This window comes from Janthinobacterium sp. BJB426, from assembly GCF_002735705.1.
Taxonomy (GTDB): Bacteria; Pseudomonadota; Gammaproteobacteria; order Burkholderiales; family Burkholderiaceae_D; genus Janthinobacterium.
In genome coordinates this window covers 94635-120044 of the sequence record NZ_PDZL01000010.1, presented here as the reverse complement: position 1 = coordinate 120044, position 25410 = coordinate 94635, and the positions used below count along the sequence as shown (strand labels likewise).

At 62.0% G+C, this 25410-nt stretch carries 20 protein-coding genes; 7 read left to right on the top strand and 13 right to left on the bottom strand.

Going from position 1 to position 25410, the window contains the following annotated elements:
* Positions 1–59 precede the first annotated feature (59 nt).
* The 4 genes from CSQ93_RS17305 to tssF are packed head-to-tail and all read right to left on the bottom strand — an operon-like array spanning position 60 to position 7952.
* The gene (locus CSQ93_RS17305) at positions 60–2306 is read right to left on the bottom strand and encodes a T6SS effector phospholipase Tle3 domain-containing protein (protein ID WP_099379103.1); all 2247 of its coding nucleotides are present in this window, start codon (positions 2304–2306) and stop codon (positions 60–62) included.
* 23 nt (positions 2307–2329) lie between these two features.
* Positions 2330–5074, bottom strand: a complete 2745-nt coding sequence (locus CSQ93_RS17300) for a type VI secretion system Vgr family protein (protein ID WP_099379102.1) — start codon at positions 5072–5074, stop codon at positions 2330–2332.
* 47 nt (positions 5075–5121) lie between these two features.
* Entirely contained in the window at positions 5122–6150 is a 1029-nt protein-coding gene (gene tssG, locus CSQ93_RS17295; RefSeq protein WP_099379101.1) for a type VI secretion system baseplate subunit TssG, read from the bottom strand.
* Positions 6111–7952 carry a type VI secretion system baseplate subunit TssF gene (tssF, locus tag CSQ93_RS17290; RefSeq protein ID WP_099379100.1) on the bottom strand — a complete coding sequence of 614 codons (1842 nt, stop codon included), beginning with the start codon at positions 7950–7952 and terminating at the stop codon, positions 6111–6113. The genes tssG and tssF overlap by 40 nt, the downstream gene beginning before the upstream one ends.
* Before the next feature lie 294 nt (positions 7953–8246).
* On the opposite strand from tssF, the gene CSQ93_RS17285 reads away from it, so the two are divergent.
* The 4 genes from CSQ93_RS17285 to CSQ93_RS17270 all read left to right on the top strand — a co-directional run bounded on the left by CSQ93_RS17285 (position 8247) and on the right by CSQ93_RS17270 (position 15018).
* Positions 8247–10487, top strand: a complete 2241-nt coding sequence (locus CSQ93_RS17285; RefSeq protein WP_099379099.1) for a serine/threonine-protein kinase — start codon at positions 8247–8249, stop codon at positions 10485–10487.
* On the top strand, positions 10484–11041 hold the full coding sequence (locus CSQ93_RS17280) for a hypothetical protein (RefSeq protein WP_099379098.1): 558 nt from the start codon (positions 10484–10486) through the stop codon (positions 11039–11041). The genes CSQ93_RS17285 and CSQ93_RS17280 overlap by 4 nt, the downstream gene beginning before the upstream one ends.
* A 246-nt stretch (positions 11042–11287) precedes the next feature.
* Positions 11288–13978 (top strand): DNA mismatch repair protein MutS, encoded by a 2691-nt coding sequence (gene mutS, locus CSQ93_RS17275; protein WP_099379097.1) that lies wholly within the window; start codon positions 11288–11290, stop codon positions 13976–13978.
* The gene (locus tag CSQ93_RS17270) at positions 13975–15018 is read left to right on the top strand and encodes a hypothetical protein (protein ID WP_099379096.1); all 1044 of its coding nucleotides are present in this window, start codon (positions 13975–13977) and stop codon (positions 15016–15018) included. The genes mutS and CSQ93_RS17270 overlap by 4 nt, the downstream gene beginning before the upstream one ends.
* Positions 15019–15071: 53 nt before the next feature.
* Here the strand turns inward: CSQ93_RS17270 and CSQ93_RS17265 are convergent, their stop codons facing one another.
* The gene (locus CSQ93_RS17265) at positions 15072–15617 is read right to left on the bottom strand and encodes an FKBP-type peptidyl-prolyl cis-trans isomerase (RefSeq protein WP_070221423.1); all 546 of its coding nucleotides are present in this window, start codon (positions 15615–15617) and stop codon (positions 15072–15074) included.
* 93 nt (positions 15618–15710) lie between these two features.
* On the opposite strand from CSQ93_RS17265, the gene CSQ93_RS17260 reads away from it, so the two are divergent.
* Together CSQ93_RS17260 and CSQ93_RS17255 are read left to right on the top strand one after the other, a co-directional pair.
* Complete coding sequence (locus CSQ93_RS17260; protein ID WP_035821152.1) at positions 15711–16832, top strand: cupin domain-containing protein; 1122 nt, start codon at positions 15711–15713, stop codon at positions 16830–16832.
* 354 nt (positions 16833–17186) lie between these two features.
* Positions 17187–17441 carry a hypothetical protein gene (locus CSQ93_RS17255; RefSeq protein WP_034783358.1) on the top strand — a complete coding sequence of 85 codons (255 nt, stop codon included), beginning with the start codon at positions 17187–17189 and terminating at the stop codon, positions 17439–17441.
* Positions 17442–17613: 172 nt separating this feature from the next.
* Here the strand turns inward: CSQ93_RS17255 and bamC are convergent, their stop codons facing one another.
* The 8 genes from bamC to CSQ93_RS17215 all read right to left on the bottom strand — a co-directional run bounded on the left by bamC (position 17614) and on the right by CSQ93_RS17215 (position 24678).
* A complete protein-coding gene (gene bamC / locus CSQ93_RS17250) occupies positions 17614–18807 on the bottom strand; it encodes an outer membrane protein assembly factor BamC (RefSeq protein ID WP_099379095.1) in 1194 nt (397 codons plus the stop codon).
* Between the two features lie 80 nt (positions 18808–18887).
* Positions 18888–19766: a 4-hydroxy-tetrahydrodipicolinate synthase gene (gene dapA, locus CSQ93_RS17245; protein WP_034783351.1), complete on the bottom strand. Its 879-nt coding sequence runs from the start codon at positions 19764–19766 to the stop codon at positions 18888–18890.
* 84 nt (positions 19767–19850) lie between these two features.
* A complete protein-coding gene (locus CSQ93_RS17240; RefSeq protein WP_099379094.1) occupies positions 19851–20423 on the bottom strand; it encodes a class I SAM-dependent methyltransferase in 573 nt (190 codons plus the stop codon).
* A gap of 42 nt (positions 20424–20465) precedes the next feature.
* Positions 20466–21143, bottom strand: a complete 678-nt coding sequence (locus tag CSQ93_RS17235; protein ID WP_099379093.1) for a site-2 protease family protein — start codon at positions 21141–21143, stop codon at positions 20466–20468.
* 83 nt (positions 21144–21226) lie between these two features.
* Positions 21227–21850, bottom strand: coding sequence for an L-threonylcarbamoyladenylate synthase (locus tag CSQ93_RS17230; RefSeq protein WP_035821164.1), 624 nt, complete (start codon positions 21848–21850; stop codon positions 21227–21229).
* Positions 21851–21888: 38 nt separating this feature from the next.
* Positions 21889–22773 (bottom strand): protease HtpX, encoded by an 885-nt coding sequence (gene htpX, locus CSQ93_RS17225; RefSeq protein ID WP_099379092.1) that lies wholly within the window; start codon positions 22771–22773, stop codon positions 21889–21891.
* Between the two features lie 93 nt (positions 22774–22866).
* The gene (locus CSQ93_RS17220; RefSeq protein WP_099379091.1) at positions 22867–23700 is read right to left on the bottom strand and encodes a 3',5'-nucleoside bisphosphate phosphatase; all 834 of its coding nucleotides are present in this window, start codon (positions 23698–23700) and stop codon (positions 22867–22869) included.
* A gap of 102 nt (positions 23701–23802) precedes the next feature.
* On the bottom strand, positions 23803–24678 hold the full coding sequence (locus tag CSQ93_RS17215; protein ID WP_099379168.1) for an alpha/beta fold hydrolase: 876 nt from the start codon (positions 24676–24678) through the stop codon (positions 23803–23805).
* 206 nt (positions 24679–24884) lie between these two features.
* Here CSQ93_RS17215 and CSQ93_RS17210 point away from each other — a divergent pair, with 206 nt between their 5' ends.
* Entirely contained in the window at positions 24885–25409 is a 525-nt protein-coding gene (locus CSQ93_RS17210) for a gamma carbonic anhydrase family protein (protein WP_099379090.1), read from the top strand.
* Position 25410 lies beyond the last annotated feature (1 nt).

Genomic DNA, 25410 nt, shown 5'->3' with positions numbered 1-25410 from the left:
TCTATAAAAAGGCTGTTGCAGAAGGATCTGCTCTATACAAACCGTTAAATCGCATGACATCAATCGTGAGCCAGTTCTCCAGAAGTGGGCAGGGAATCCCGCGCAGGGTTTTCACGCATGTCGATTATTTTTTCAGGGAGACTAGCTTCCTCGGCATCTTTTACCCACACCGAGGCAATCATCTTGTTACGTGTCGCTTTGGCAAAGTACTCTTTAAAAGTCTTCGCCGAATCACTATCATCAAGCGCCTTCAACAACCTCCAATCCGCCGCCACCCTCAACTTGCGCAGCTGGTCGGCCTTGATGCGGCACACGCCTATCGCCACGTCATACGCGAGCGCCCGCTCTGCGTGCATGGGGTTGGTCAGGATGGTGGAATGGTCGGTGGCGTAGGCGCCCGCCTGGCTGGACATCATTTCCTCTATCCGCGTGCTGCGCCATGCTTGGTATTCGGCGTCGGGCGTGGCGTTGGGCATTTCCTGCTGGACTTTTTGACCTGCGGGACTTTTTCCTTCGCGTACGGCTTGCGCGCGTATCACGGCGCGCTGCTCGAATCGCAAACGTGCCTCGTCATCGGCCGTGCCCCTGGCGCTGTCCATGCGTTTGGCTTCGCTTTTCCCCGCCTGCCCCTGCAGGCCGCCGCGCGGAATCTCGTGATCGGCAAGGTAATCGTCGCCGGCAGCGCGCTGCTTGCCCGCCTGGCGCAATTCGCCGGGGGGCGCGTAACCTTCGTCGAATTGCTCGCTTGTCTGGCCAAAGCGCAAGGACTGCGGCTTGAAGGGCGGCAGCAAGTCGGGTGCGTTCAGTTCAATTTTCCAGTCTTTGTGGGGCGAGGCATTGCAAGGGCTTTGAGCCAGGCCCGTTGCCACGATAAACAAGGGCGCAAACCCGACCGTCAGGATGCTGGAAAAGGAGCCCTCGCTGGCCTCCACGCCCTGCTTGATGGAATACGACGCATATTTCTGCGCCGGAAACCAGAAGTCCTTGCCGCCCGGCGCAGGCTTGCGCCAGTGATCGCTCCAGTAGTGATAGCTGCCTTGCTTGCCCACCTCAAACCCCTGGGCAAACACGCGCTGCACGCACACGCCTGCGGCCTCGATGGCAGCCAGTTCGCCGCCGTCCTTGCTGTCCTTGCCCAGCGAACCCGACAGGCCGCGCCAGCCGATGCCCTCGATGGCCACGGACGACACCACCACGTCGTGCGGATTGCAATAGATGGTCACCCTGCCATACGATGATTTCTTGCCGCCCCGGGCGGCGCCGGCAATCCCGTACTGCTCGCGGTCTGCCGCGGCCGAAAAACCGTGCTGCGCGTTGGCCATGCAGCGGTCGATTTCCTCGTCCGTCTGCGCCTCGCCCAGGCTGGCGCGCTGGCCGATGATGGCAAAGAAATTTTTCAAGGTGGCTATGCGCGCCTGCACCGTCAGCCTGCCCGTGCTGCCGTCCGCCGCACGCAGATTGCTGGCCACCCAGTTCTCGGCGCTATTGCTTTTCGCTAGGCTGTACGGCGAATTGCAAATGACATAGTTGTCGGCCACGCAGGGGAAGCTGTCCTTCACCTTGGGCAGGTTTGTGCCCAGAAAGGCGGCCGCCATCGCCACCATCGTGCCCTGGCTGTGACAAACGATGGTGACGGGCACGTCGGCCTGCTGCTGGCGGATGGCTTCGACCAGCCTGGCCAGACGATAGGCGGCCAGCACGAAATACGCTCGCGGCGGGCAGCTGTACACTTGCCGTTCCGGGAAGGGATTCATGTGCTGTATCGTGTTCCACAAGAATAAACCCTCGCTCAGCCCGTCCTTCCACAAGTCCGCCAGCGCGCTGCAGCCATTGGCAAACGGGCCGCCGCCCCAGTAATCCTGTTCGTTCAGGTAGATGCCCTTGCCGTATTGCTGCAGTTCCTCGCCCGAAGCCTTGTAGCCCCAGCGAAAGCGGATCACGGGAGAAAAAGTGCCGGCATCGCGGATCAAGGTATCGGCCGACATTTCCGGATGGAGAAAGCCTTCGGCCGTGATCTCGGCGCCATAATTGACCGCTGTCAGTTCGCCGCCCTCCACGCCACGGTGCTGCAGGTGATGGCAGGAACGCTTGAGGCGCTCGTTGAGGCCCTTGCACAGTCCCTCTTCGGCTGCCGCGTACCACTCGCCATCGGAATTGACGCCGTGCACGAAGATCACGATGCCGGGCAGCGGCAACTGCTGCAGCGTGTCCCTATCGCTGCTCTGGAAATTGGCGTTGCAGGAAAACTGACCGAGGATATCGATGTCGGGGTCGTCGCACAGCGGTGGATGGGGATCGAACAGCATGGTAAGGTCTCCGATGTCGGGTTTCAGGAACGGCGGCGGAAGAAAAACCCCTTCAGCCGCTGCAGATGATCGGTCGCCACCTTCGGCCCGCGCCCGTCGGCGCCGCTGACGCCCGTCAGCGGACTGTCGCCTTCGCGCTCGATGTGCACTTCCACGCCTTCGACGGGCAAGCCATCGGTGGGACGCAGCAAGCGCGGCACGCGGCCCAGTTCGCCTTCACCGAAGGTGGGCAGTGCCGCTTTCATGCTGCCAGGGCCGTTCCAGTGGTGGCCGTCGGTTTTCACCGTCAGCGCGCCGGGTCCGCCCAGTTCCACCGCACCGCCGGACAGTTTCAGGTAGGCGCCGCCCGCCGTCATGAAGGTGATTTCGTCCTGCGCCATGCCGACCAGCCGCGTGCCGGCCGTCAGGCGGATTTCCTTGGCGGCGTCCGCCTGCAGAAGATCGTGCTGGCTTTGCAGCAAGAACTTGCCAAAATGGGCCACCTGCACGATGCCGTCCTGGTGCGCGAACAGGGAAATGCCCTTGCCCGCGTTGACGTTGCAGCGCTGGGCCGCGCTCAGTTGCAGATGCTGCTGGGCCACCAGGTCGATGTTCGTGCCAGCATTGCCGGCGATGGTTTTGGGAGTGCTCAGCGCCACCCCCTCGGGTGCCGTGATGCTGACGGTGGGCTGGTCGGCGGCAATGGCCGCCCCCAGCGCCTTGCTGCCGGCCGCGTCCAGCGCCAGCGCCTGGTGCTGGGCGGCAAACTCGCCCAAGGAGCTAAACAATTCCAGGCATTCCTTCATTACGGCGGCGTGCTCGCTGCTATCGAGTTGCTTGCCGCTGGCGCCCAGCTGTTTCCAGGCCGAGATCAACAGCGAGCGGGCCGTGCGCACGCTGCCGCTGGCGTCGCTGCGCAATTCAAAGCCGTCGCCGCGCTGCCGCCCTGCACCGTCGCTGCGCGGCTCGGTCAGATAGCCGAGGTTCAATTGCGTGGCCGCCTGATCGCTGGCAAGCTGCGCGCTGATTTGCGACGGCGTGTCGTCAAAGCACAGCTGGTTGCCGCGCCCACCGCGCACTTCGCGGCTGCGCATGCCGGACAGATAACGGTTGCCCGGCAAGGCGCCGCGGCTGCTCAGGCCCGGCGGCACGCCCACGGCGTTGTACAGCTGGCCGACGATGATTGGGCGGTCCGGATCGCCGCCGAGAAAATCGATCAGCACTTCCGCGCCGATGCGCGGCAAGCTCAAGGTGCCGCATTGTTTGCCGCTGCCCGGACCATTGCCGGTCCAGCTGGACGCGACACGCACCCAGGCCGAATCACGCTCCGTATCGGAGGCGCCGGAGCCGTTGGCATGCGCGTGGTCCGGCGCGCGCGTCGCAACAAAACGCACATTGACGCGCCCCAGCGCATCGCAATGCACTTCCTCGCCGGCAGGGCCGACGACCAGCGCGCTTTGCAGGCGCACCACCGGGAAATCGCTGCGCGGGTCGAAGCCGGGCACGATGGCGATGCCGCGCCGCACGCAGGTAAAACGGTTGCGGTAGCGCAAGATTGACGCGGGCTCGGCAGCGACAACCTGCGGCTGGCCCGCGTCCGCCTGCCAGCCGCTGTGCGCGAACAAACGCTCTATGCGCGCATCCAGACCTTTCGGCAAGTTGTTGCTGGCCAACACGCTCACGGCCGTGAGCACGAACTGGCGCTCGCCCGCCGGATGCGTGTCGATCTCCGCATGTCCTTGCAAACTGAACCATTGACCCACACAGAAATCACGCACGCAGCTTTCGCCCTGAAAACACTTGCTCTCCAGGTCGTGGCGCGCCATCGCCAGCTGCCCCAGCCGACGATGGTCGTCGTTGCTGGCGCCGGCCAGCGGCATTTCCACGATGTAGTCGTCCAGGCTGGCCGCCAGGCGGTTGCCGTTGCCGCCCTGGTCCGCCGTGCCGCCCGCTTGGGTACGCATGAATTGCGGGCTGTGCGGGTGGCCGTCATCCCAGCTGTAGCGCTCCGACTTTCCGGGCTGTAAGCGACGCACGGCATTCCAGGCCGTGACCGTGTCGCGCTCTTCGGTGGCGTCATCGCGGTGATAGCGCACCGTGCCGGCCGCGTTTTCCGGCAGGCGGCTGGCGTCGTCGAACAGCAGCAGGGTATGCACGGGCACGTGCGCGGCGTGCGCGCTGGCGGGCGCTCCCGCCTGGAAACACCAGGCGATGCCGCGGCGCCTGAGCAGGCGGCGGATAAAGGCGGCATCGGATTCATTATGCTGCATCGTGAATTCACGCACGGGCAAGCTGCGCGCCGCCAGCGCCGCATCGATGGCGAGATCCAGGCTGCCGGCGAGCACGCTATTACCCTGCCGCCACTCCTCAAACAGGAGCTGCACGATCTGCAATTCGTGCTTGTTGCGAAACACGCGTGTATTGATGCGTTTTTCCATCAAGGCCAGACCATCGCGCAGCACCAGTTGATAGGTCGCCAGGCCACCATCGCTTTGCCCCGCACTCGCTTCGGCGACGATGCCGCAGACCCTGCGCAACTGCCCACGGTCGGTGACGATCTGCAATTCGGCCGGCACGGCGATGAACTGTTTCAGCGGCAGTTGCACCTCGGTGGCCACGCACAGGATGCGGTACTCAATCCCGCCGCAGATGGCCTCGCAGCCGCTGATGCGCTGCGGTAGCAAGGCATCCTCATTGATGCCTTCCGGGTAAGCGAGGCGCAGCCGCAGAGCACGGTTGTCGGCGGTCAATGCCTTGTCCACGGCCAGCCATTGCGCGAAGTCTTCCATGGTTTTCTTCCTTCCAACAGTCAGCGGGGTCCATCAATAAGGCGGTCTCAGGCGGAACCATCGAAACGTATGTCGTAATGCATGTCGTCACGCTCACGGGCCGGCAGCTTGCCGGCCAAAAAGGCATCCTCCGCCAGGCAGGCGCCCATGCCCAGCACGCAGGTGCGCACGTCTTCCCGGCGCAGCACCAGGCGTATTTCAAAACTCATGCCAGGCAAGCCAAACAGGCCCAGCATCTGAAGCAGGGCCAGCGCACCGGGGCGTCCGGGCAAGAAATCCTCGTAGGCGCGGCGCGCCAGCGGCCCCAGCACGAGGCGCACGCGCAAGTCGGCGCGCCGGCAGCGCTCGCCCAGCATGGCGCCTTGTCCCAGCCCGGCATGCGCGGTGGCCAGCAAGGTGCGCTCTTGCGGCGCGCGCCGGAACCAGGCGCCCACAAAACGCTGCAAGCGAACGGGCACGCCGAAATACCCGGCCAGCACCGCCTGCATCACGTCGGCCGCCACGGGCCGGTGTCGCAGCAAGGCCGCAAAATGGGCCAGCACATGTGCTGGCAAGCCATCCTCTTGCTGGGCCACCCTGGCAGGCCAGGCGCCCGCGAGGGCCAGTTGCATGGGCAGGAAATCGCCACCGTCTGCATCCTGCTGGCATTCGATGCGGTAGCGGGCCCAGGCCTGGTAAAACAGGACCAGCGCGCGGTGCGACAAGGTGTCGAGCCAGGCACGGGGACCGCCATCGCCCGTCTGCCGCTCGTGGCGGGCGAGCGTTTCCGTGTAATGCAGCGGCAAGTTGCCATGCACGCCTAAAAAACCCAGCATGGCCGCCTGCACATGCACCTGCGTTTCGCCGTCCGCCTGCGGTTCCAGCCACAGCTGTTCGATTTCGCCCGGCGCAAACGACAGCGATGCGCTGCCATGCAGGCGCAGGTAATCCTCAAACACCTGCTCCTGCGAAATGCCCTGCTGCTTCAGCCAGGCAGACAGCAGGCGCACCGCTTGAAAGAAGCCGGTACCGGACGGATCGGCCAGCAGGTGCGCGACTACACCAGCGTCTGGTTTCCATTGCGTGGCAGGCAGCACAGCAACTCCTTTCCAGTCTTCTGCGACAAGACGATCAGGCGGGTAAACGAGGCCAGGTGCACATACAGCCCGAGAAAGCGTTCGATCACCTGGGCAAAGGCATGCAAGCCGCTGCCGACAAAGGCTTCTTCGTCGACGGACAACAGGACGTCGATGCCGAAGACCAGGCTGCCGCCCGCCTCGTCCTGCAGCCAGGTACTGGCGGCGCGCTGGCGCAGTCCCGTCAAGCCCGCGATCTGGCGCGCGGCGCTGGCCGAACCGGGCAAGTTGTACAACTCGAGTATTTGCTTAAAGAGCGGCAAGCCCTGTTCATTCAGCGACTGATGGTTCAGGGACAATTGCGCGATCAGCCGCCAATGCGACGCCGCGCACGCAGGGAAGCGACACGGCGCGCCGGGTTTGCGCAGCAGGCGCACCGGCAAGGCGCTGGCCACGCCGTCATGGTGCAGGTCGCCCGCGGCATTGCCCAACACCAGGCGGCCTGGCAAATCGCGGTTGCTGCAGGTCAGCATGATGGACACCGTTTGCGTGGCGTCGTGCAGCGGCTGCATGGCGCCGTCGACAAAGGCAATGCGCATGTCGTAGCCGGGATTGCTCAGCGCCATGTCTTCGTCGCGCCGCGTCACCCAGTAGCGTCCCTGGCGCCCGCCCGCTTCGCCATGGCGCATCGAATAGAACGGGTGAAACGCATCGAGTGCGCCACCGCTCTGCGTTTCACTGAGCACCTGCACGCTATCGACGCTGTAAATATCGTAGCAATGCGCCTGCCGCACCGATGGCAGCAGCACATGCTCGGCGCTCGCGTGCGTCAGGCGGATGGGATTGGCCGCCTGGCGAAACAGGTTGACGACGGGCGTGCACCCCGGCACCAGATGCCTGGCGGACAGGGGGCGCAAGATGCGCGCGATATCCGCATCGGCCTGCATGTCGGCCAACAGCAGGTGGATGGTGCAGCGCCGGCAGGCCGGCGGCAACAGCGGACGCAGCGCGGCCAGGTCCAGGTCGACGAAATTGAATTTATCGGGAAAGGCAAACCATTCGCCCAGCAAGCGGTAAGCGGGATGCGAGGCGGCCATGGCCGGCATCAAGGCATCCTCGGTGGCAAAGCCGACCGGATGCAAGGGCACTACGTCCAGCCCATGCCATACGCCATCGACGTCCACATAGGCACAACGCGCACGCAGGAACAGGCTGTCGCGCAAGGTGGCGCAAAAGGAAGGCTCGCCGTCGAGGAACAGGCGCAGCGCCGGCAGCGGGAGCCCGTCCAGCGTGGACGTGGCGCCCGTCGCTTCGAGCGTGATGCTGATTGCCGCCCCAAAATCCGGTGGCAGGCGCACTGCGGGCGGCGCCGCCACGATGGACTGGAAACGCACCTCGGACAGGCGCAGCGGCGCCACGGCGACATCGTAGGTGGTGGTGAACTTGCAGGCAACGCCCTGATGTTCCGCAGCATGCATGAGCGTGCCGCGCGGGATCACGGCCAGCTCGCTCACCGCCGCAAGGTCGTTATCGATGCGGGCAATGGCGCAGGCAGGAAACGGGCGCAAATAATGGGGGAAATTGACTTCCAGCAAGGTTTTACTGAAAGTGCCGAAGCCATCGGCCAGCCGCTTCGCCGTGCGCGCATTGAACATGGCAAACGCCTGCAACATGCGCGCCATGTGCGGATCGTCGGTGGTGCCCAGGTCACCGCCCACGATGCCCAACGCGCCGGCGATGGCCGGATAGCGCCGGGCAAACGCCTGATTGTGCGCATGCAAGGTGCCCAGTTCGCGCTCATAATATTGCAGCAGCTCATCCATGCCAGCCTCCTTCGCCTGATCGGCACATGCCGATATCAACCCCATCTGCATTATTGAGGAGGCGGGAACGAGGAAAGTTGAGTTTGGACAAGATTGCATGCATCAGCAAGGAATGCCAGTCCAACGATGGCACAGCAACTTTTGTTCACTCCTTGTCAATATTAATTGACTTATTCGAAACAATCGTTTTAAATCAGGAAGTTACTCAAAATCAATCATCTTGAGGATTCAAACATCGCATTACCCCTTTTCGATGCTTGACGCCCACGTTGATGCACTCTGAAGCCAAGGTATATGGAACTGCTCGACTCCCTGCGTCAGACCCCACCGCAAGACGACACGATCAGCGGGCACTATGAAGTGCGCCGCTTGCTGGGCGAAGGCGGTTTCGGCCATGTATTCGAAGCCTGGGATGCCAAGCTGTGCCGTAGCGTGGCGCTGAAACGGCTGAAACCGCAAGCCGACGTGCTGCATCCGGAAAAACTCATCAATGAAGCGCGCCTGGCCGCCTCGCTCAAGCATGCGGCCTTCGTGCGCATCTTTGCCATCGAGGGCCAGGGCACGAGCCAGTCCATCGTCATGGAACTGGTCGAAGGCCAGACCCTGGGCCAGTTCATGCACAGCGGCAAGGCGGACTTGCAGGCGGCGCTCGACATCGCCTACCAGATCGCCGACGCCATGGACGAGGCGCACGCCATGGATCTCGTGCACGGCGACCTGAAACCATCGAACTTGATGCTGGAGGCGGATGGCAAGGTGCGCATCCTCGACTTCGGCCTGGCGCGCCACATCGACCCGCAAGCCACGCAAACGACCACCCTGTGCGACTTGCAGGGCACGATCGCCTACATGGCGCCCGAGCGCCTGATGGGCCGCCTGCCCGACACGCGCGGCGACGTCTATGCCCTGGGCGCCATGCTGTACGAAATGCTGGCCGGCCAGCGCCACTTCGCCCACCTGAACGGCCTGGCCCTGGCCGCCGCCCACATGCAGGCGACGGAAGCCTGGCCCGACCTGCCCGACTCCGTCCCACCCGCCATCAACGCCCTCGTGCGCGCGATGACGGCGCACGACCCGGCGGAACGGCCACGCACCATGCGCGCCGTGCGCGAGGCAATAGGGGCGCAGCGCGGCGAACCGCTCACCTTGGCCACGCCCCTTGCCGACGAGATACCCGCGAAGGAAGAACCGCCCGCCAGCGTCTCCATCCGCCTGCCCCTGCCACGCAAGCGCACCCTGAAATGGGGCGCGGGCGTGGCGCTGCTGGTGGTACTGGCGGGATGGCAGCTGCCCAATATCGTTCCTGCCGTCAAATCGTTCGTCACAGGCGAAAAGGCGCCCGCGCCATATTCGGAAATGGCCAGCATGGCGGCGGGGATGGAAGCGTTGCGCTCGTTTGATCAAGAAAGCGCTCAGAAGCAGGCTATTGAACATTTCAGCACTGTACTTAAACACAATCCAGAGCATGCTGCGGCAAGTGCAGGCCTGTCGCTGGTTTTCACATTGCGCTATTTAGGCAGCAACCGAGATGAAACCTGGCTACAACGCGCGGATGTCGCTGCGAAACAAGCATTGGCAGCAGATGATCAGTTGGCTCTGGCCCATGTGGCGCAAGCCTGGGCTATTGAACATCACGGCAACCGTCGGCAAGCAATGCAGGAAATTACTACGGCACTGAATCTGGAGCCAAACAATCCGCTGGGCATGTACGGCAAGGCACGTCTGCTCATCCACGCACAAAAATTTGATCAAGCCAAGGATGTGCTCGACAAGGCCATCGCCTTGTATCCCCGTGATCGCCCGTTCATTTCGATGTTGGGCAGGATGCACTACAACCAGGGCAATTACACGGAAGCTGAAAAGCTCTTTCGGAAAGCCATACAAATGAACCCACAGGTGGCCAATGCGTATGCCCAACTTAGTGCTACGCTTGAACGTCTGAATCGCGGCGATGAAGCCCTGCAAGTCCTGCAGCAAGGATTGCAGGTGCATCCCGACTGGGAACTGTATACCAACCTAGGGAACGCCCTGTTTAACAAGGGCGACTATCTGGGAGCAGTCCAGGCCTTTAAAAATGCCGTCTCAGAAAACAAAGGCAATCCTGGGAATTACCTGCTATGGGCGAACCTGGCGGACGCCCAACGCTGGGTGCCTGGTCAGATAGAGCTGTCACGCGACTCCTACCGCCGTGCCATCACATTGATCAAAGTCATGCTGCAACACTCTCCGGACGATCCAAAGGTCAACTCCCGGCTGGCATTGTATGCGGCCTATGCGGGCTTGCGAGACGATGCGTTAAGGCACGTAGCGCAAGCTGTCCAGCTAGCGCCCACATTGCCCGATATCCATTTTAGGGCAGCGCTGACCTATGAGCTGATAGGCAGGCGCGACGAAGCGATGGCGGCTTTGCGACAGGCCATAGAGCGCGGCTACCCCCTCAACCTGATCGAATCCGCACCCGATCTGTTGACACTACGGCGAGATGCTCGCTACCAGAAGCTACTTATTGACATGGAAAGAAATCAGAAAACATGACGTACGAAAAACCCTGGATGAAGTTGTCTGTCCACTTTGATGCAGACCAGATCACCAACCAACTCGACTATGCATTCACGTCCTGCGACGGCAGCGCCGATCCTCGCCATGGTCCCTACATGGGGGGCGTGCATTTCCAGCAAGGCCAACACGTCTACCTGGAAGTCAATTGCTGTGGCACCAAAGACAGTGGCTTCACCTCCTTCCAGATCGTTGATTGCAGCCTTATCAGCATTCCCCAGCTGACCCAGATCGGCCCCGGTGTACCCACCCGCTACTCACTGCCATCACCCTTCCTGCAAGCCGCCGGCGCCACGTATCAGGTGCCCCTGGATTTTGAATCCCATGTATTGCCGCCTGATCCAGCCCTGCCAGATCTGCGCCGCATCCGCCAGGAATGGAAACACAACCTTGACGTGGGTCAGAGCAAGGGCCGCTGGGAACTCTCGTTCGTACTGACCGTGCGCATCATTCGAGGCGAGCAAGACTTGCCAGAATTGCGCGTATTCAGTTTTGATCCGGAAGCATCTGTGGGGGGTAACGTCGAGACGTAATCCATACACCACCGACAGATACTTTTCAACCAACAGTTAGTAATACAGGATACCCAAGCCGCGCCACCTCCACCGGCGCGGCTTTTTCACACCCGCACGCAATACGCCGCCCCGCCCGCCGAAAGCGGTAAAATGACGGCCTTGAACCCAAGCTCCGCCCCCTGGCGCGGCCTTGACTGCACACAGCACCACACACAGCCCGGCAGGCACGCACTTCCCTGCCGCCGGACCAACGACAAAGAACACATGACCACCGTCCCAAAAGAAATCAACGCCGCCGCGGCAAAGAAAAATTCCGCTGAAAAGCTGACTCCGATGATGCAACAATATTTAGGCATCAAGGAAAACCACCCGACGATGCTGGTCTTCTACCGCATGGGTGATTTCTACGAGCTGTTTTTCGAGGATGCGGAGAAAGCCTCGCGCCTGCTGGGCATTACCTTGACGGCGCGCGGCGTGGCCAGTGGCAACCCTATTAAAATGTGCGGCGTGCCGTTTCATTCGCTCGATGGCTATCTGGCCAAGCTGGTCAAGCTGGGCGAGTCGGTGGCCATTTGCGAGCAGATCGGCGACCCGGCCACCAGCAAGGGGCCCGTCGAACGCAAGGTCATGCGCGTGGTCACGCCCGGCACCTTGACGGATGCGGACTTGCTGCCAGAGAAAGCCGAGCGCCCGCTGCTGGCCATGTGCAGCATCACGCAGCGCAAGACGGTGACGACGGGCCTGGCTTGGCTGTCGCTGGCCAGCGGCGCATTGAAACTGATGGAGTTTTCCGGCGACAGCAGCACCGTTGCCGTGCGCCTGCAGCAGGAGCTCGAGCGCATCGTGCCGGCTGAAATCTTGAGCGGCGACAATGGCAACCTGTTCGATGACTACGCGGGCACGCACATCAACCGCGTGCCGGACTGGCATTTCGACGTGGTCGGCGGCCACAAGGCCCTGCTGGATCAATTGGGCGTGGCGACCTTGACGGGTTTTGGCGCCGATGGCCTCGGCGCCGCGTTCGGCGCGGCCGGCGCGTTGCTGCGCTATGCGCAATCGACGCAGGGACGCGGCTTGCAGCACGTGCGCTCATTGACGACGGAAACGGAAAGCGAATTCATCGGACTGGACGCGGCCACGCGGCGCAACCTGGAGTTGACGGAAACCATCCGCGGCCAGGAATCGCCGACTTTATTTTCGCTGCTCGATCATTGCCGCACGGCCATGGGTTCGCGCATGCTGCGCCACTGGCTGCACCATGCGCGGCGCGACCAGAACGTGGCGCGCGCGCGCCATGAAGCCATCGGCGCGCTGGCGCAAAGCGAAGCGGCCGGTCCGCTCGCCGCCACCCTGGCGCAAGTACCCGATATCGAACGCATCACCACGCGCATCGCGCTGCTGTCGGCGCGTCCGCGCGATCTGGCCGCCCTGCGTGACGGCTTGCTGCAACTGCCGGCCCTGCGCGGCGATGTCGTGCGCTGCTACGGACCTGGCCAGGGCGGCGAAACGGGCTTGCTGGCCGCCATCCACGCGGCCCTGGCCACACCAACGGCCTGCCTGGACTTGCTGGTGCGCGCCGTGGCGCAGGAACCGGCCGCGATGGTGCGCGACGGCGGCGTGTTTGCCACCGGCTTCGATGCGGAACTGGACGAATTGCGCGCGCTGTCGGAAAACGCGGGCCAGTTCCTGCTCGACCTGGAAACGCGCGAACGCGCGCGCACGGGCATCGCCAATTTGCGCGTGGAATACAACAAGGTGCACGGCTTCTATATTGAAGTCACGCACGGCCAGACGGACAAGGTGCCGGACGACTACCGCCGCCGCCAGACCCTGAAAAATGCCGAGCGCTACATTACGCCGGAATTGAAGGTCTTCGAAGACAAGGCCCTGTCGGCGCAGGACAAGGCGCTGGTGCGCGAAAAGATGCTGTACGACCTGCTGCTGGCCGACCTGGCGCCGCACATTGGGACTTTGCAGACCATCTCGCAGGGCCTGGCCCAGCTCGACACCCTGAACGCGCTGACGGAACATGCGCAGCAGCACAACTGGGCCGCACCGCAGCTGGTCGACGAGCCGTGCATCAACATCGTCGAAGGCCGCCACCCCGTGGTGGAAAAGCAGATCGAACGCTTCATCGCCAACGACTGCCGCTTCGTCAACGAACGCCGTTTGCTGCTGATTACCGGTCCGAACATGGGCGGTAAATCGACCTTCATGCGCCAGGTGGCCCTGATCACCTTGCTGGCCTACGTGGGCAGCTACGTGCCGGCCGCGTCCGCCACCATCGGCCCCATCGACCGCATCTTCACGCGCATCGGCGCCACCGACGACCTGGCGGGCGGGCGCTCGACTTTCATGGTGGAAATGACGGAATCGGCCGCCATCCTGAACGGCGCCACCGAGCACTCGCTGGTGCTGATGGATGAAGTGGGCCGCGGCACCTCGACCTTCGACGGCCTGGCCCTGGCGTGGGCCATCGCCCGCCACCTGATCGATACCAGCCGCAGCTTCACCCTGTTCGCCACGCACTACTTTGAGCTGACGCAATTGCCGGACAGTCACCCGAGCGCCGCCAACGTGCATCTGTCCGCCGTCGAGCACAAGGACAGCATCGTCTTCCTGCACGCCGTGCAAGCCGGTCCCGCCTCGCAAAGCTATGGCTTGCAGGTGGCGCAACTGGCCGGCGTGCCGCAGCCCGTGATCAAGGCAGCGCGCAAGCACCTGGCGCGCCTGGAAGCGCAGGCGCTCGACGCCACGCCGCAACGCGACCTGTTCGCCGCGCCGGCAACCGATCCATATGCGCAAGAGGAAGAAGAGGAAGCGGCGCCGCTGGCCGCGCTGAATGCGGCGCAGCAAGCCTTGCTCGACGCCATCGCCGACCTCGATCCCGATGCGCTCACGCCACGCGATGCGCTGGAGCAGTTGTACCAGTTGAAACGGCTGGCCGCCGCATGACCACGCGGCGCAGCATCGCTAGCCTGCGCCTGCTGGCCGCCGGCCTGCTGGCTGCCAGCCTGCAGTGGCAAGCGGCGCTGGCCGGCCAGGTCGATCAGGCCGGCTTCGAGTTTGCCGTGCTGGGCCATTCCTTCAACGCGGGGCCGGACGATGGTCCCCTGAAAAAAGCCATCGCCGACACCAGCGCCTTCAATGCGTCGTTCGTCGTGGCCACCGGCATCAAGGCCGCCAGTGAGTCGTGCAGCGACAAGCTGTATGGCCAGCGCAAGGATTTGCTGGACGCCAGCGGCCCGCCGCTGATCGTCTCGCTGTCGGCCAGCGACTGGGCCAACTGCCGCAATTCGCGCGGCAGGGTCAACGCCATCGAGCGCCTGAACCGCCTGCGCGACGTGTATTTTGCCGACGACCAGAGCCTGGGCCAGCGCAAGCTGACCCTGTCGCGATTATCATCGACGGCGAAGTTCCGCAGCTATGCGGAAAATGCCCACTGGGAATACGGCGGCGTGCTGTTTGCTACCGTCAACCTGCCCGCGAATAACAACCATTTCCTACCGGAAGCGGGACGCAACAGCGAATTCGAAGACCGCCTGGTGGCCAACCGTTCCTGGCTGCAGCGCCTGTTCGCCATGGCGCAGCGCAAGCAGCTCGACGGCATCGTGCTGTTTTCCGATGGCGACGTGGGCGCGCTCGATGAAGACGACAATTCGCTGCTGCCCAGCTTCAGCTCGAAACAGGACGGCTTTGCCGGACCGCGCAAACAGATCCGCACCCTGGCGAAGAAATTCAGTGGCAAGGTCTTATTGGTCGATACGCAGCGCGATGGCGACGCGGACGGCAAGGAAGGCAAGAGTAAAAAGGCCGCAGCCAGGGCAGGCGGGCCGAAGATCAGCTGGAAAGGCAACCTGGGCCACGTCAGCATCGACAACGACTGGTCCGCCATCGCCGTGCGGCCAGGCAAGACGCCATTCTTTGAGGTGCGTCAACGCGCTACCCGCCCATCGGCGCAGGCGCGCGCCAAGGCGTCGACTGTGCGCCGTTAGTAACAGCGCACAAACGAACAGGCCGGCATAGAGCCGGCCTGGAACAAGCAGTATTAATGAATCGGATGCGTGCGGAAGTGGTCGCCCTCTTCGCCTTCATCATCTTCATCACCATGGTCATGGCCGTGTGCGCCATGCACGTGGCCATGGGCGATTTCTTCTTCGGTGGCTTCGCGCACGTCAGCGACGGTCAGCGAGAAGCGCAGCGCGATGCCGGCCAGAGGATGGTTACCATCCAGCACGACCTTGTCGTCGGCGATGTCGGTGACCGTGAAGATCATCGCTTCTTCGTCCGGCGAGTCGCTTTCCGGCATGCCTTCGAACTGCATGCCCACTTCCAGCGGCTCAGGCAGGCGATTGCGCGGCTCGACCTTCACCAGGGCTGGATCGTATTCACCGAAAGCATCATCCGGTTCGATCTGGATCGTGTTGGAATAGCCAACTTCCTTGCCGTCGAGCTCTTCTTCGATCTTTGGCAGGGTGTTTTCATAATCACCGTGCAGGTAGACCATCGGCTGGCGGCCGTCTTCGATCAGATTGTCTTGCGCGTCTGACAGTTTGTAGTTGACAGTCACGACCGTATTTTTGGCAATCTTCATTATGCTTCCTTTCATTGTATAAGCTGGCAAATTATACCTTCACGCCGCCAACGGCAGGCGCATTCCTGCATTTCCGGTTGTTATAATGGGCGCATGAAAACATTAACTCTCCTCGGCGATATCACGCCGGCGCAATTCCTGCGCGACTACTGGCATAAAAAACCCTTGTTGATCCGTCAAGCCGTGCCTGGCTTCAAGGCGCTGTTCGATTTCAAGGCCCTGGCCGAGCTGGCTACCCTCGACCATGTCGAATCGCGCCTGGTCAGCCATGCGGATGGCCACTGGAACATGCAGCAAGGTCCACTGACCAGCCTGCCCTCGCTGAAACAGAAGGAATGGACCCTGCTGGTGCAGGGCGCCAACCTGCACAGCGCCAAGGCCGACGCCCTGCTGCGCCAGTTCCGTTTCCTGCCGGACGCGCGCCTGGACGACCTGATGGTCAGCTTTGCCACCGATGGCGGCGGCGTGGGCCCGCATTTCGATTCCTATGACGTGTTCCTGCTGCAAGGCCAGGGCAAGCGCCACTGGCGCATCGGCGCGCAGAAGGACCTGAGCCTGATCGACGGCTTGCCGCTGAAAATCCTCAGCAACTTCACGCCCGATGAAGAATTCACGCTGGAACCGGGCGACATGCTGTATTTGCCGCCCCACTACGCGCACGACGGCGTGGCCATCGGCGACTGCCAGACGTATTCGATCGGCTTCCGCTCGCCGACGTTCCAGGAACTGGGCGAAGCTTTCCTGCAATTCATGGCCGACTCGATCGACTTGCCGGGTATCTATAGCGATCCGGACCTGAAAGCGTCGGGCAAGCCGGCGGAAATCCCCCGTGAAATGCTCAGCACCATCGCGGAAGAAATGAACAAGGTGCGCTTCACGGAAGAAGACGTGACCATTTTCCTCGGCGAACACCTGTCGGAACCCAAGCACAATGTGTTTTTCACGCCGCTGTCCAAGCCGCTGACGGTGGGCCGCTTCGCGGACGCCGCACAGAAAAAGGGTGTCGTGTTGTCGCGCAAGACGCTGATGCTGTATCGTGGCAAGAATGTCTTCATCAATGGCGAATCGTTTGCCATTGGCAAGGCCGATAAAACGGCCCTGGAAACCCTGGCCAACGAACGCGCGCTCGATGGCGCCGCCGTGGCCCAGGCTTCCGATGACGTGATGGATGCCTTATATACGTGGTATCAGGATGGCTGGATCGAACTGGCTTGAATGGGTGCGGCGTAGCAAAGTGGTATTACAGTAGGTAAAATAACAGCATCTGCGTTAGCGCAATAAAAACATATTATTTTTATATCGTTTTGTCGCGCTTTCGCAAATCGCTTACACTTGCTTGCAATTTGCTTCGGCAAATATTGCGATATCACAAAATAGTTGCGAATTTGCCTCTTGCTCCTATTGCGACGCACCAAAAATCGCTATAATATTCGGTTAGGAAGTTTCCGTTGTCTGGCAGGCACCACCTGGTACGAAAAGCCTTCGAAGACGACCTAACGAGCGATAATTACCGGTAATTATTCATCGCAACAATATTGATTTATTTTTTGAAATAATTAAGGAAAACAAATGAAAAAATCCCTGCTGATCGCCTCCCTGATGGTTGTTGCTCTGGCTGCTTGCAGCAAAAAAGAAGAAGCTCCTGCACCAGCACCAGTAGTTGAAACCCCAGCACCAGCACCAGCAGTTGAAGCTGCTCCAGCTGCTGCTGCTGACGCTGCTGCTTCGGCCGCTACCGACGCTGCTGCTGCTGCTTCGGCTGCCGCTTCGGCCGCTACCGACGCTGCTTCGGCTGCTTCGGCTGCTGCATCGGCTGCTAAGTAATTTAGCACCCTGCACTAGGAAAAGCCGACCCTCGGGTCGGCTTTTTTGCGTCCGGCGTTTTGTCCGCAAGATATGACGCCGGACGCAGGCAATAAAAAAGGCTGACCCGGTTTGCACCGGGCCAGCCTTTTTAATGCGCGGCAGGTTTTCAAACCTGCTGCTGTCACAGCACTTATTTCAACTGCTCGTTCAGCAGGCCCAGGATCTTCTCGGCCACTGGCGAGACATCCGGCTGGCCTTCGTTGCTGAGGATGCTGACCAGGCTGGTCGAGCCATTGCCGGCCTTGACGAGGACGCGGTAGCGCTGCGCTTCCTTGTCCTTGTCCGAGGACGAACCCCAGCTGAACAGTTTCGAGAAGAAACCATCTTTCTTGACCGCGTCCGGATCGACGTAACGCACGAAATACGTGCCTTGCGTGCGGTCGCGGTCTTCCACGGTGAAGCCAACGCGGTCCAGCGCCAGGCCGACACGGCGCCAGGCGCGGTCGAAACCTTCATCGACTTCGATGGCGCGCGCCGGCGTGGCGGCGTCGCCCACCAGCTTGGCGTGCAGCGGCTGCACGATGGCGCCGTCGACAGCCGTCTTCGCTTGCGCTTCGTCGCTGGCCGCGCCCAGGCGCGTCATCAGCTTGGCCAGGAATTGCGCTTCCAGGCCCGGATCGTTGGGACGCGCGGTCCAGGTGGTAGTTTCCTTGTCGCGGCCCGTGACGACCTCTTCCACGCCACGGTGGCTGATGTAGATCTCGGTCGAGCCATCGGCCAGACGCTCCACGCGGGTGCGGAACTTGTCTTTTTCACCGGTCGAGTACATCGAATCGAAAGCCTTGCCGATGGTGTTGCGGATAAAGTCTTGCGGCAGCTTGGCGCGGTTCTCGTTCCACTCGGTTTCCATGATGCCAGCCGTTGGCTGGTCGATGGCGACGGTAAAGCCCGAATCTTCCCAGAATTGCTTGAGTTGCGGCCACAGCACTTCAGGCGATTGCTTGACGACCAGCCAGCGCTGGTTGCCCGCGCGCTCGACCTTCACGCCACCGGCCGTGACGGGCACGACACCGACTACGCCGTCGGCGCCCACGATGACGGGCGCGCCGGCCGTGGCGTTGCGCTGCGCGTTATAGCCGGAAGCCGTGGCCACGCCGTTTTTCGAATCCGGCAAGGAGTAACGGTTGTCCTGCTGCAATTGCGTCAGGTCAGGCGGCACGTCCAGGGTGCTGGCTTTCTTGACCGACTTGTAGTCGACCTTGTCGCCGCCGACTACCGAACTGATCATGCCGCAGCCCGCGAGGCTGGCTGCGACGGCGCCGATGACGATGCCGCGGACGGCGATGGTGGCAGGCGCCGATTGGGTTTTCTTGCAATTAGTCATGTCGTAACTGGATAAGAAGCTAAGTAGCAGCTGGAATCAGGGAAGGTCCGGACTGGTCAAGTCCGGGCTTGAAGTTCGGCTTAAGACAGGATGCCCGCGTCGCGCAAGGCATCGCGCACGGTGGCATGGCAATTTTCAGCCAGTGGCACCAGTGGCAAGCGTATGCCAGCTGGCATCAGGCCCATTTCGGCCAGCGCCCATTTGACGGGCACCGGGTTGGGCTCGACAAATAATTTCTGGTGCAAAGGAAAAACCTTGTTATTGATGGCAATCGCCGTGGCGCGCTCGCCCGCCATGGCTGCCACGCACATGTCATGCATGGCGCGCGGCGCGACGTTGGCCGTCACGGAGATGTTGCCGTGGCCGCCGCAAAACATCAGCGCCATGGCCGTCGGATCGTCGCCCGAGTACACGGCGAAGTCCGCTGGAACCAGGCGCAGCAGGTCGATGCCGCGGCCGATATTGCCGGTCGCATCTTTCACGCCGACGATATTCGGGATGGCGGACAGGCGCACGATGGTTTCGTTGCTCATGTCGGCAACCGTGCGGCCCGGCACGTTGTACAGGATGACGGGGATGTCGACGGCTTCGGCGATGGCCTTGAAGTGCTGGTACATGCCTTCCTGGGTAGGACGGTTGTAGTACGGCACCACTTGCAAGACAGCATCGGCGCCCGCTTCTTTCGCATAGCGCGTCAGTTTGATCGCCTCGGCCGTGGAGTTGCCTCCGGCGCCGGCGATGATAGGAATGCGTCCCTTGGCATGTTCGACGGTCAACTGGATCAGTTCGCAGTGTTCTTCCACGCTGACTGTTGCCGATTCGCCCGTCGTGCCAACGATGACGATGCCGTCCGTACCCTCGGCGATATGCCAGTCGATCAGCTTGCGCAGACCTGGAAAGTCCAGACTGCCGTCTGCGTGCATCGGGGTGACGATTGCTACAATGCTGCCCTTGATCATAGTAAGTTTATAGCGCCGATAAATAAAACAACGATTGTAGCGGATAGCCCGCGCCTGTGGTGCATTCTGACATAGTATGGCCGCTCAAAACGTCGGCAGCAGGGCTGCCAACCGTGGAAAATCCGGCCGGACGGCGCAAATTCGTTGCACCAGAGCAGCTTTTGGCTGTTCCACGCGCCCATCCTCATACGCTACCACACGCAAGCCCTGCTGCACCGCCCAGGTCAGCATTTCGCCTTCCTTCAGCAGGAATTTCGGATTCGACGGCTTGCCGAACTGCTCATTACCCTCGGCAAACGTTTCATACAGGAGCACGCCATCGGGCGCCAGGCTGGCAATCATGGCGCCCAGCAGCGGCCGGTGCAGATAATTGGTAACGACGATGCCGGCAAAACGGCCGGGGGCGAACGGCCACACGGCGCCCGGCGTTTCCAGGTTCACCAGCGAGGTGGTGATGCCCGTGCCGGCCGCCTTTTCCAGCATTTCCGGATCATGGTCGAGCGCGATCACGGGGTGACCCAGGCTCACCAGGTGGCGCGCATGGCGGCCGGCGCCGCAGGCCAGGTCCAGCACTTCGCCGCCCGGGATCAGGGGCGCCCAGCGGCGTACCCAACCCGAAATCGCTTCAGTTTCTATTGTTGGTTCAATTACTTGCATCGGTACTTCCATCAATTATTTGCGTACTTCCAGTTGCGGGCATCAAGTCAATAGCGCCGTCAGGGGCGTGACCAGGGTGACAAAAATGCCGATGACAAATTCGATCGCCGCCAGCAAGGCGCGGTTCAATATGCCCGTGTACATCAGCAGCACCAGGGCGCCAAACACATACAGGCTGTAGCGCTCGATGCTGGCGTAAGGGCGCGCCAGCTGCATCGGCAGCAAGCCCGTCATGATGCGTCCGCCATCGAGGGGTGGCACGGGTATCAGGTTAAAGACGAACATGGCCGCATTCACGCTGACGCCGGCGCCCGCCATCTTGCGGAAAAACATGCCCATTTCCGTCGGCGGCATAACGCTGAGCACGACAAAGGCGATCATCCAGCCGAAGCCCATGACGAAATTGGCGCCAGGCCCGGCAAACGCCACCCAGGCCATCTGCTTCTTCGGATTGCGCAGGCGGCTGAAATCGACGGGCACCGGCTTGGCATAGCCGAACGGCACCTGGATCGTGAAATACAGCATCAGGGGCAGCAGGATCGTGCCGAAAGGATCGATATGCCGGATGGGATTGAGGCTCAGCCTGCCCTCGTTCGAGGCCGTGGGGTCGCCGAAATAGCGGGCCGCGTAGCCGTGCGCCGCCTCATGCAGGGAAATGGCAAACAGCACCGGCACCAGGTACACCGCAATGGTCTGGACTATCGTATTGAAATCGCTCATGACCGCGATTCTACCAGAGGCGTCCCAGGCACTTTCTTATGTTGCCATTAAAGATAGGTAAATCCGGTGCCCTGCGCCAGCCACTACAAACCCAGCACGGCCGGGTCGCCGCGTCCCACGCGCACCACTTCCGGCTCCGGCCCCGTCAGGTCGATCACGGTACTGGGGCCATGCGCGCAGACGCCGCCATCGATGATCAGGTCGACCAGTTTTTCCAGCCGCTCGCGGATGGTGTCGGCATCCGTCAGGCTGTCTTCGTCGCCGGGCAGGGTCAGGGTGGCGCCCAGCAAGGGTTGGCCCAGCTCTTCCAGCAGGCATTGCACGATACGGTGTTGCGGCACGCGCAGGCCGATGGTCTTGCGCGAAGGATGGCTGAGGCGGCGCGGCACTTCCTTCGTCGCTTCCAGGATGAAGGTATAGGCGCCCGGCGTGGCCGCCTTGAGCAGGCGGAACTGGCGATTGTCCACGCGGGCGTACACGCCCAACTCGCTCAAGTCGCGGCACAGCAAGGTCAGATGGTGCTTTTCATCCACGCCACGAATGCGGCGCAGGCGCTCGACGGCGCCCTTGTCGTCGAGCTGGCACACCAGCGCGTAGCAGGAATCGGTCGGCAAGGCCACGACGCCGCCGGACTGGATGATCTGCGCCGCCTGCTTGATCAGGCGCAATTGCGGATTGTCAGGGTGAATATGAAAAAATTGACTCATGTGTAAGCGTTCTGGCGAACCAGCTTGTTAAGTTAGCATTATTGTACGCCGCGCAGCGCGGCGATGCGTTGTTCGAGTGGCGGATGGGTGGCGAACAGGGCGCCCCAGCCGCCATTGCCACCGCTGATGCCCAGCGCCTGCATCGATTGCGGCAGTTCGCCCGGCGGCACGCCGCCGAGGCGGGCCAGCGCATGCATCATCGGCGTGGGGCTGCCCAGCAGCTTGGCGGAACCGGCGTCGGCACGGAATTCGCGCTGGCGCGAGAACCAGGCCACGATGATGGAAGCGAGTAAGCCAAAGATCACTTCGCACACCATGACGGTCACAAAGTAGCCAATGCCCCGTCCGCCACCTTCGCGGTTGTTATTTTTCAGCAGCACATTGTCGACAAAGAAACCCACCACACGCGCCATGAAGACGACGAAGGTATTCACCACGCCCTGGATCAGGGTCAAGGTGACCATGTCGCCATTCGCCACGTGAGCGATCTCGTGGCCCAGCACGGCTTCGACTTCATCGCGGTTCATGCTTTGCAGCAAGCCCGTGGAGACGGCCACCAGCGCCGAATTCTTGAAGGCACCCGTGGCGAACGCATTCGCGTCGCCCTCATAGACGGCCACTTCCGGCATGCCGATGCCGGCCCGCTCGGACAGCGCACGCACGGTATTGACCAGCCACAATTCCGTCGACGAGGTCGGGTTCTCGATGACGCGCGCGCCCGTGCTCCACTTGGCCATCGGTTTGCTGATCAACAGGGAAAAGATCGACCCCGTGAAACCGACCACCAGCGAAAACACCAGCAGGCTGCCCAGGTTCAGGGTGCTGCCGCGCGCCGGATTGCCCACGCCCAGCAAACTGAGCACGAGCGACAGCACCAGCATCACGGCCAGATTGGTTGCGATAAACAGGACGATACGTTTCATGGGCGTTGGCTCCGGAAAAACAAGAATGGCTAAAAGATAAGTATGCGGCCGCGACTTTTCAAGTCCGCGCGGCAGGCGCAGGCCAGCCGCGCCCTAGAACCAGTCGTGCCAGATCGGGGTCACGTTGGAAGGTAAAGGCGGCAGCATGGCAAAATCCACGCGCGACTCGCCTGGCGCATGGAAATCCGTGCCGCGCGAAGCGAGGAAGCCGTAGGCGTTGGCCAGTTGCGCGTATTCCGGATACTGGTCCGGACTGTGGCTGCCCGTGACGACTTCAATGGCCACGCCGCCGAGCTGCTTGAACTCATCGAACAGCACGCCTTGCGCCATGTCGCTGAAGCGGTAGCGGCCCGGATGGGCGATGACGGCCACGCCGCCCGCGCCGCGTATCCAGCCCACCGCTTCGGCCAGGGTGGCCCAGCGGTGTTCGACGTAGCCGGGCTTGCCTTCCGACAGGTATTTCTTGAACACGTCGGGAATGTTCGCGCATTTGCCCATTTCCACGATGTAGCGGGCAAAGTGCGTGCGCGACATCAGGTCCGGGTTGCCGACAAATTTCAGTGCCCCTTCATAGGCGTCGGGGATGCCGGCCAGATCCAGCTGGCGGGCAATTTCCCGGCCGCGCGCGTCGCGCCCCGAGCGCGTCTGGTGCAAGCCCTGTACCAGACAGGGATTGTTTTCATCGACTTGCAAGCCCACGATGTGCACGGTTTCGCCGGCCCAGGTAATGGAAATTTCCACACCGGCCACGAAGCGCATGCCCATATCCAGCGCGGCCGTGCGCGCAGCGGCGACGCCGGACACTTCATCGTGGTCCGTCAGCGCCCATACATCGACGCCGGCGCGGCAAGCATGCGCGGCCACGGCGGCGGGAGACAGCACGCCGTCGGAGATATTCGAATGACAATGCAGGTCGACTTTAAGCATGTGAAAACAATACCCTGCACGGGCTCAGCATGGAAGAAGTTTTCATTGTACGCTGCTTGTCAAATAGCGCTGCGGCGTTCCCGTCACATATCGGGCCAAAAATCAGGCCAAAAAGGCTTCCACCAGGCGCGCCAGTGCCGCCGGTTGATCATGATGCAGCATGTGGCCCGCATCGCGCATCATCTCGCAGCGCACATCCTTGATGCAGGCCAAACGCCGGTCGATTTCAATGCGCGCCTCTTCCTTTGGTCCCATCCATTGCCACATATTCGTGTCATCCGCCTCGACCCACAGCACGGGCGCCGTGATGCGGCGCCAGCACGCCATCACTTCTTCCACCTGGTACAGGATGGGATTGACGCGCTTGTGCTGCGGGTCGCCCATGATGTCCCACTCGCCCGCCTCGTTCTGCGCCGACCAGTGCTCGGCCAGGAAAGCCGCGCGCTCGTCCGGCAGACGCGGATTGGTCTTTTGCAGGCGCTCGGCCACGGCCTTTTGCGTGGGATAGCTGCGCATCGCGGGCGGCTCGCGCAATTCGGCTAGCCACTTGGCGTAACGGCCCGGCGCCTGCTCCGGTTTTGTTGCCATCATGCCGAAGCCTTCCAGGTTGATGAAGCGGCTGATGCGCTCGGGCCGCACGCCCGCGTACAGGCCGGCCACGTTGGCGCCCATGCTGTGGCCCAGCAGGTTGACAGGTGCGTCCGGCGAGTAATGCAGCAGCATGGCGTCCAGGTCCGCCAGGTAGTCGGGAAACCAGTAAGTGTCCGATTGCGTATAGTCGCTGAGGCCGAAGCCGCGCCAGTCGGGGGCGATCACATGCCAGTCGCCGGCAAGTTCGTCGACGACGAACTGGAATGAGGCGGCCACGTCCATCCAGCCATGCACCATGAACAGGATGGGCGCGCCGTCGCGGCCCCAGTGGCGCACATGCGTGCGGGCACCGCGGATGTTGATGCATTCGGAACGGGAAAGTTTCATGGGTTTCATCGGATGCCTGCCTTGAAAGTGGCGCAGATGGCGCCACATGCTGTGTCTGTAGATAGGGTGCGCATAAAAGAACGACCGTTCGATAATTATACCGGATTAACGCCCGGCGTTCGGACTTGCCCTGCAACAGCGTAAAATAGCGCAAAACTTCCGCGTCCGGCCGTGCCCGGCGCTTCCACGACCGCCACAGGCTAACGATGACACTCTACCAATTGGGCGCCGATGCGCCACAGATTGATGCTTCCGCTTTTGTTGCCGACACGGCCAATGTGATCGGCAAGGTGACCTTGGAAGCGAATACGTCCGTATGGTTCGGCGCCACGATTCGCGGCGACAATGAACGCATCACCGTGGGCGCCAACAGCAATGTGCAGGAAGGCGCCGTGCTGCATACGGATCCGGGCTATCCGCTGGACATCGGCCAGAACGTCACCATTGGTCACCAGGCAATGTTGCATGGCTGCACCATCGACGATGGCGCCCTGATCGGCATCCAGGCCGTGATCCTGAATGGCGCGAAGATCGGCAAAAACTGCCTGGTCGGCGCGGGCGCGCTGGTCACGGAAGGCAAGGAATTTCCCGATAATATGCTGATCATCGGCTCACCGGCGAAAGCTGTGCGGGTCCTGACGGCAGACGATATCACCAGACTACAAGGCAACGCCGTGAACTATGTGCAACGCGGCCAGCTATTTAATACGCAACTCAAGAAGATTGGATAAG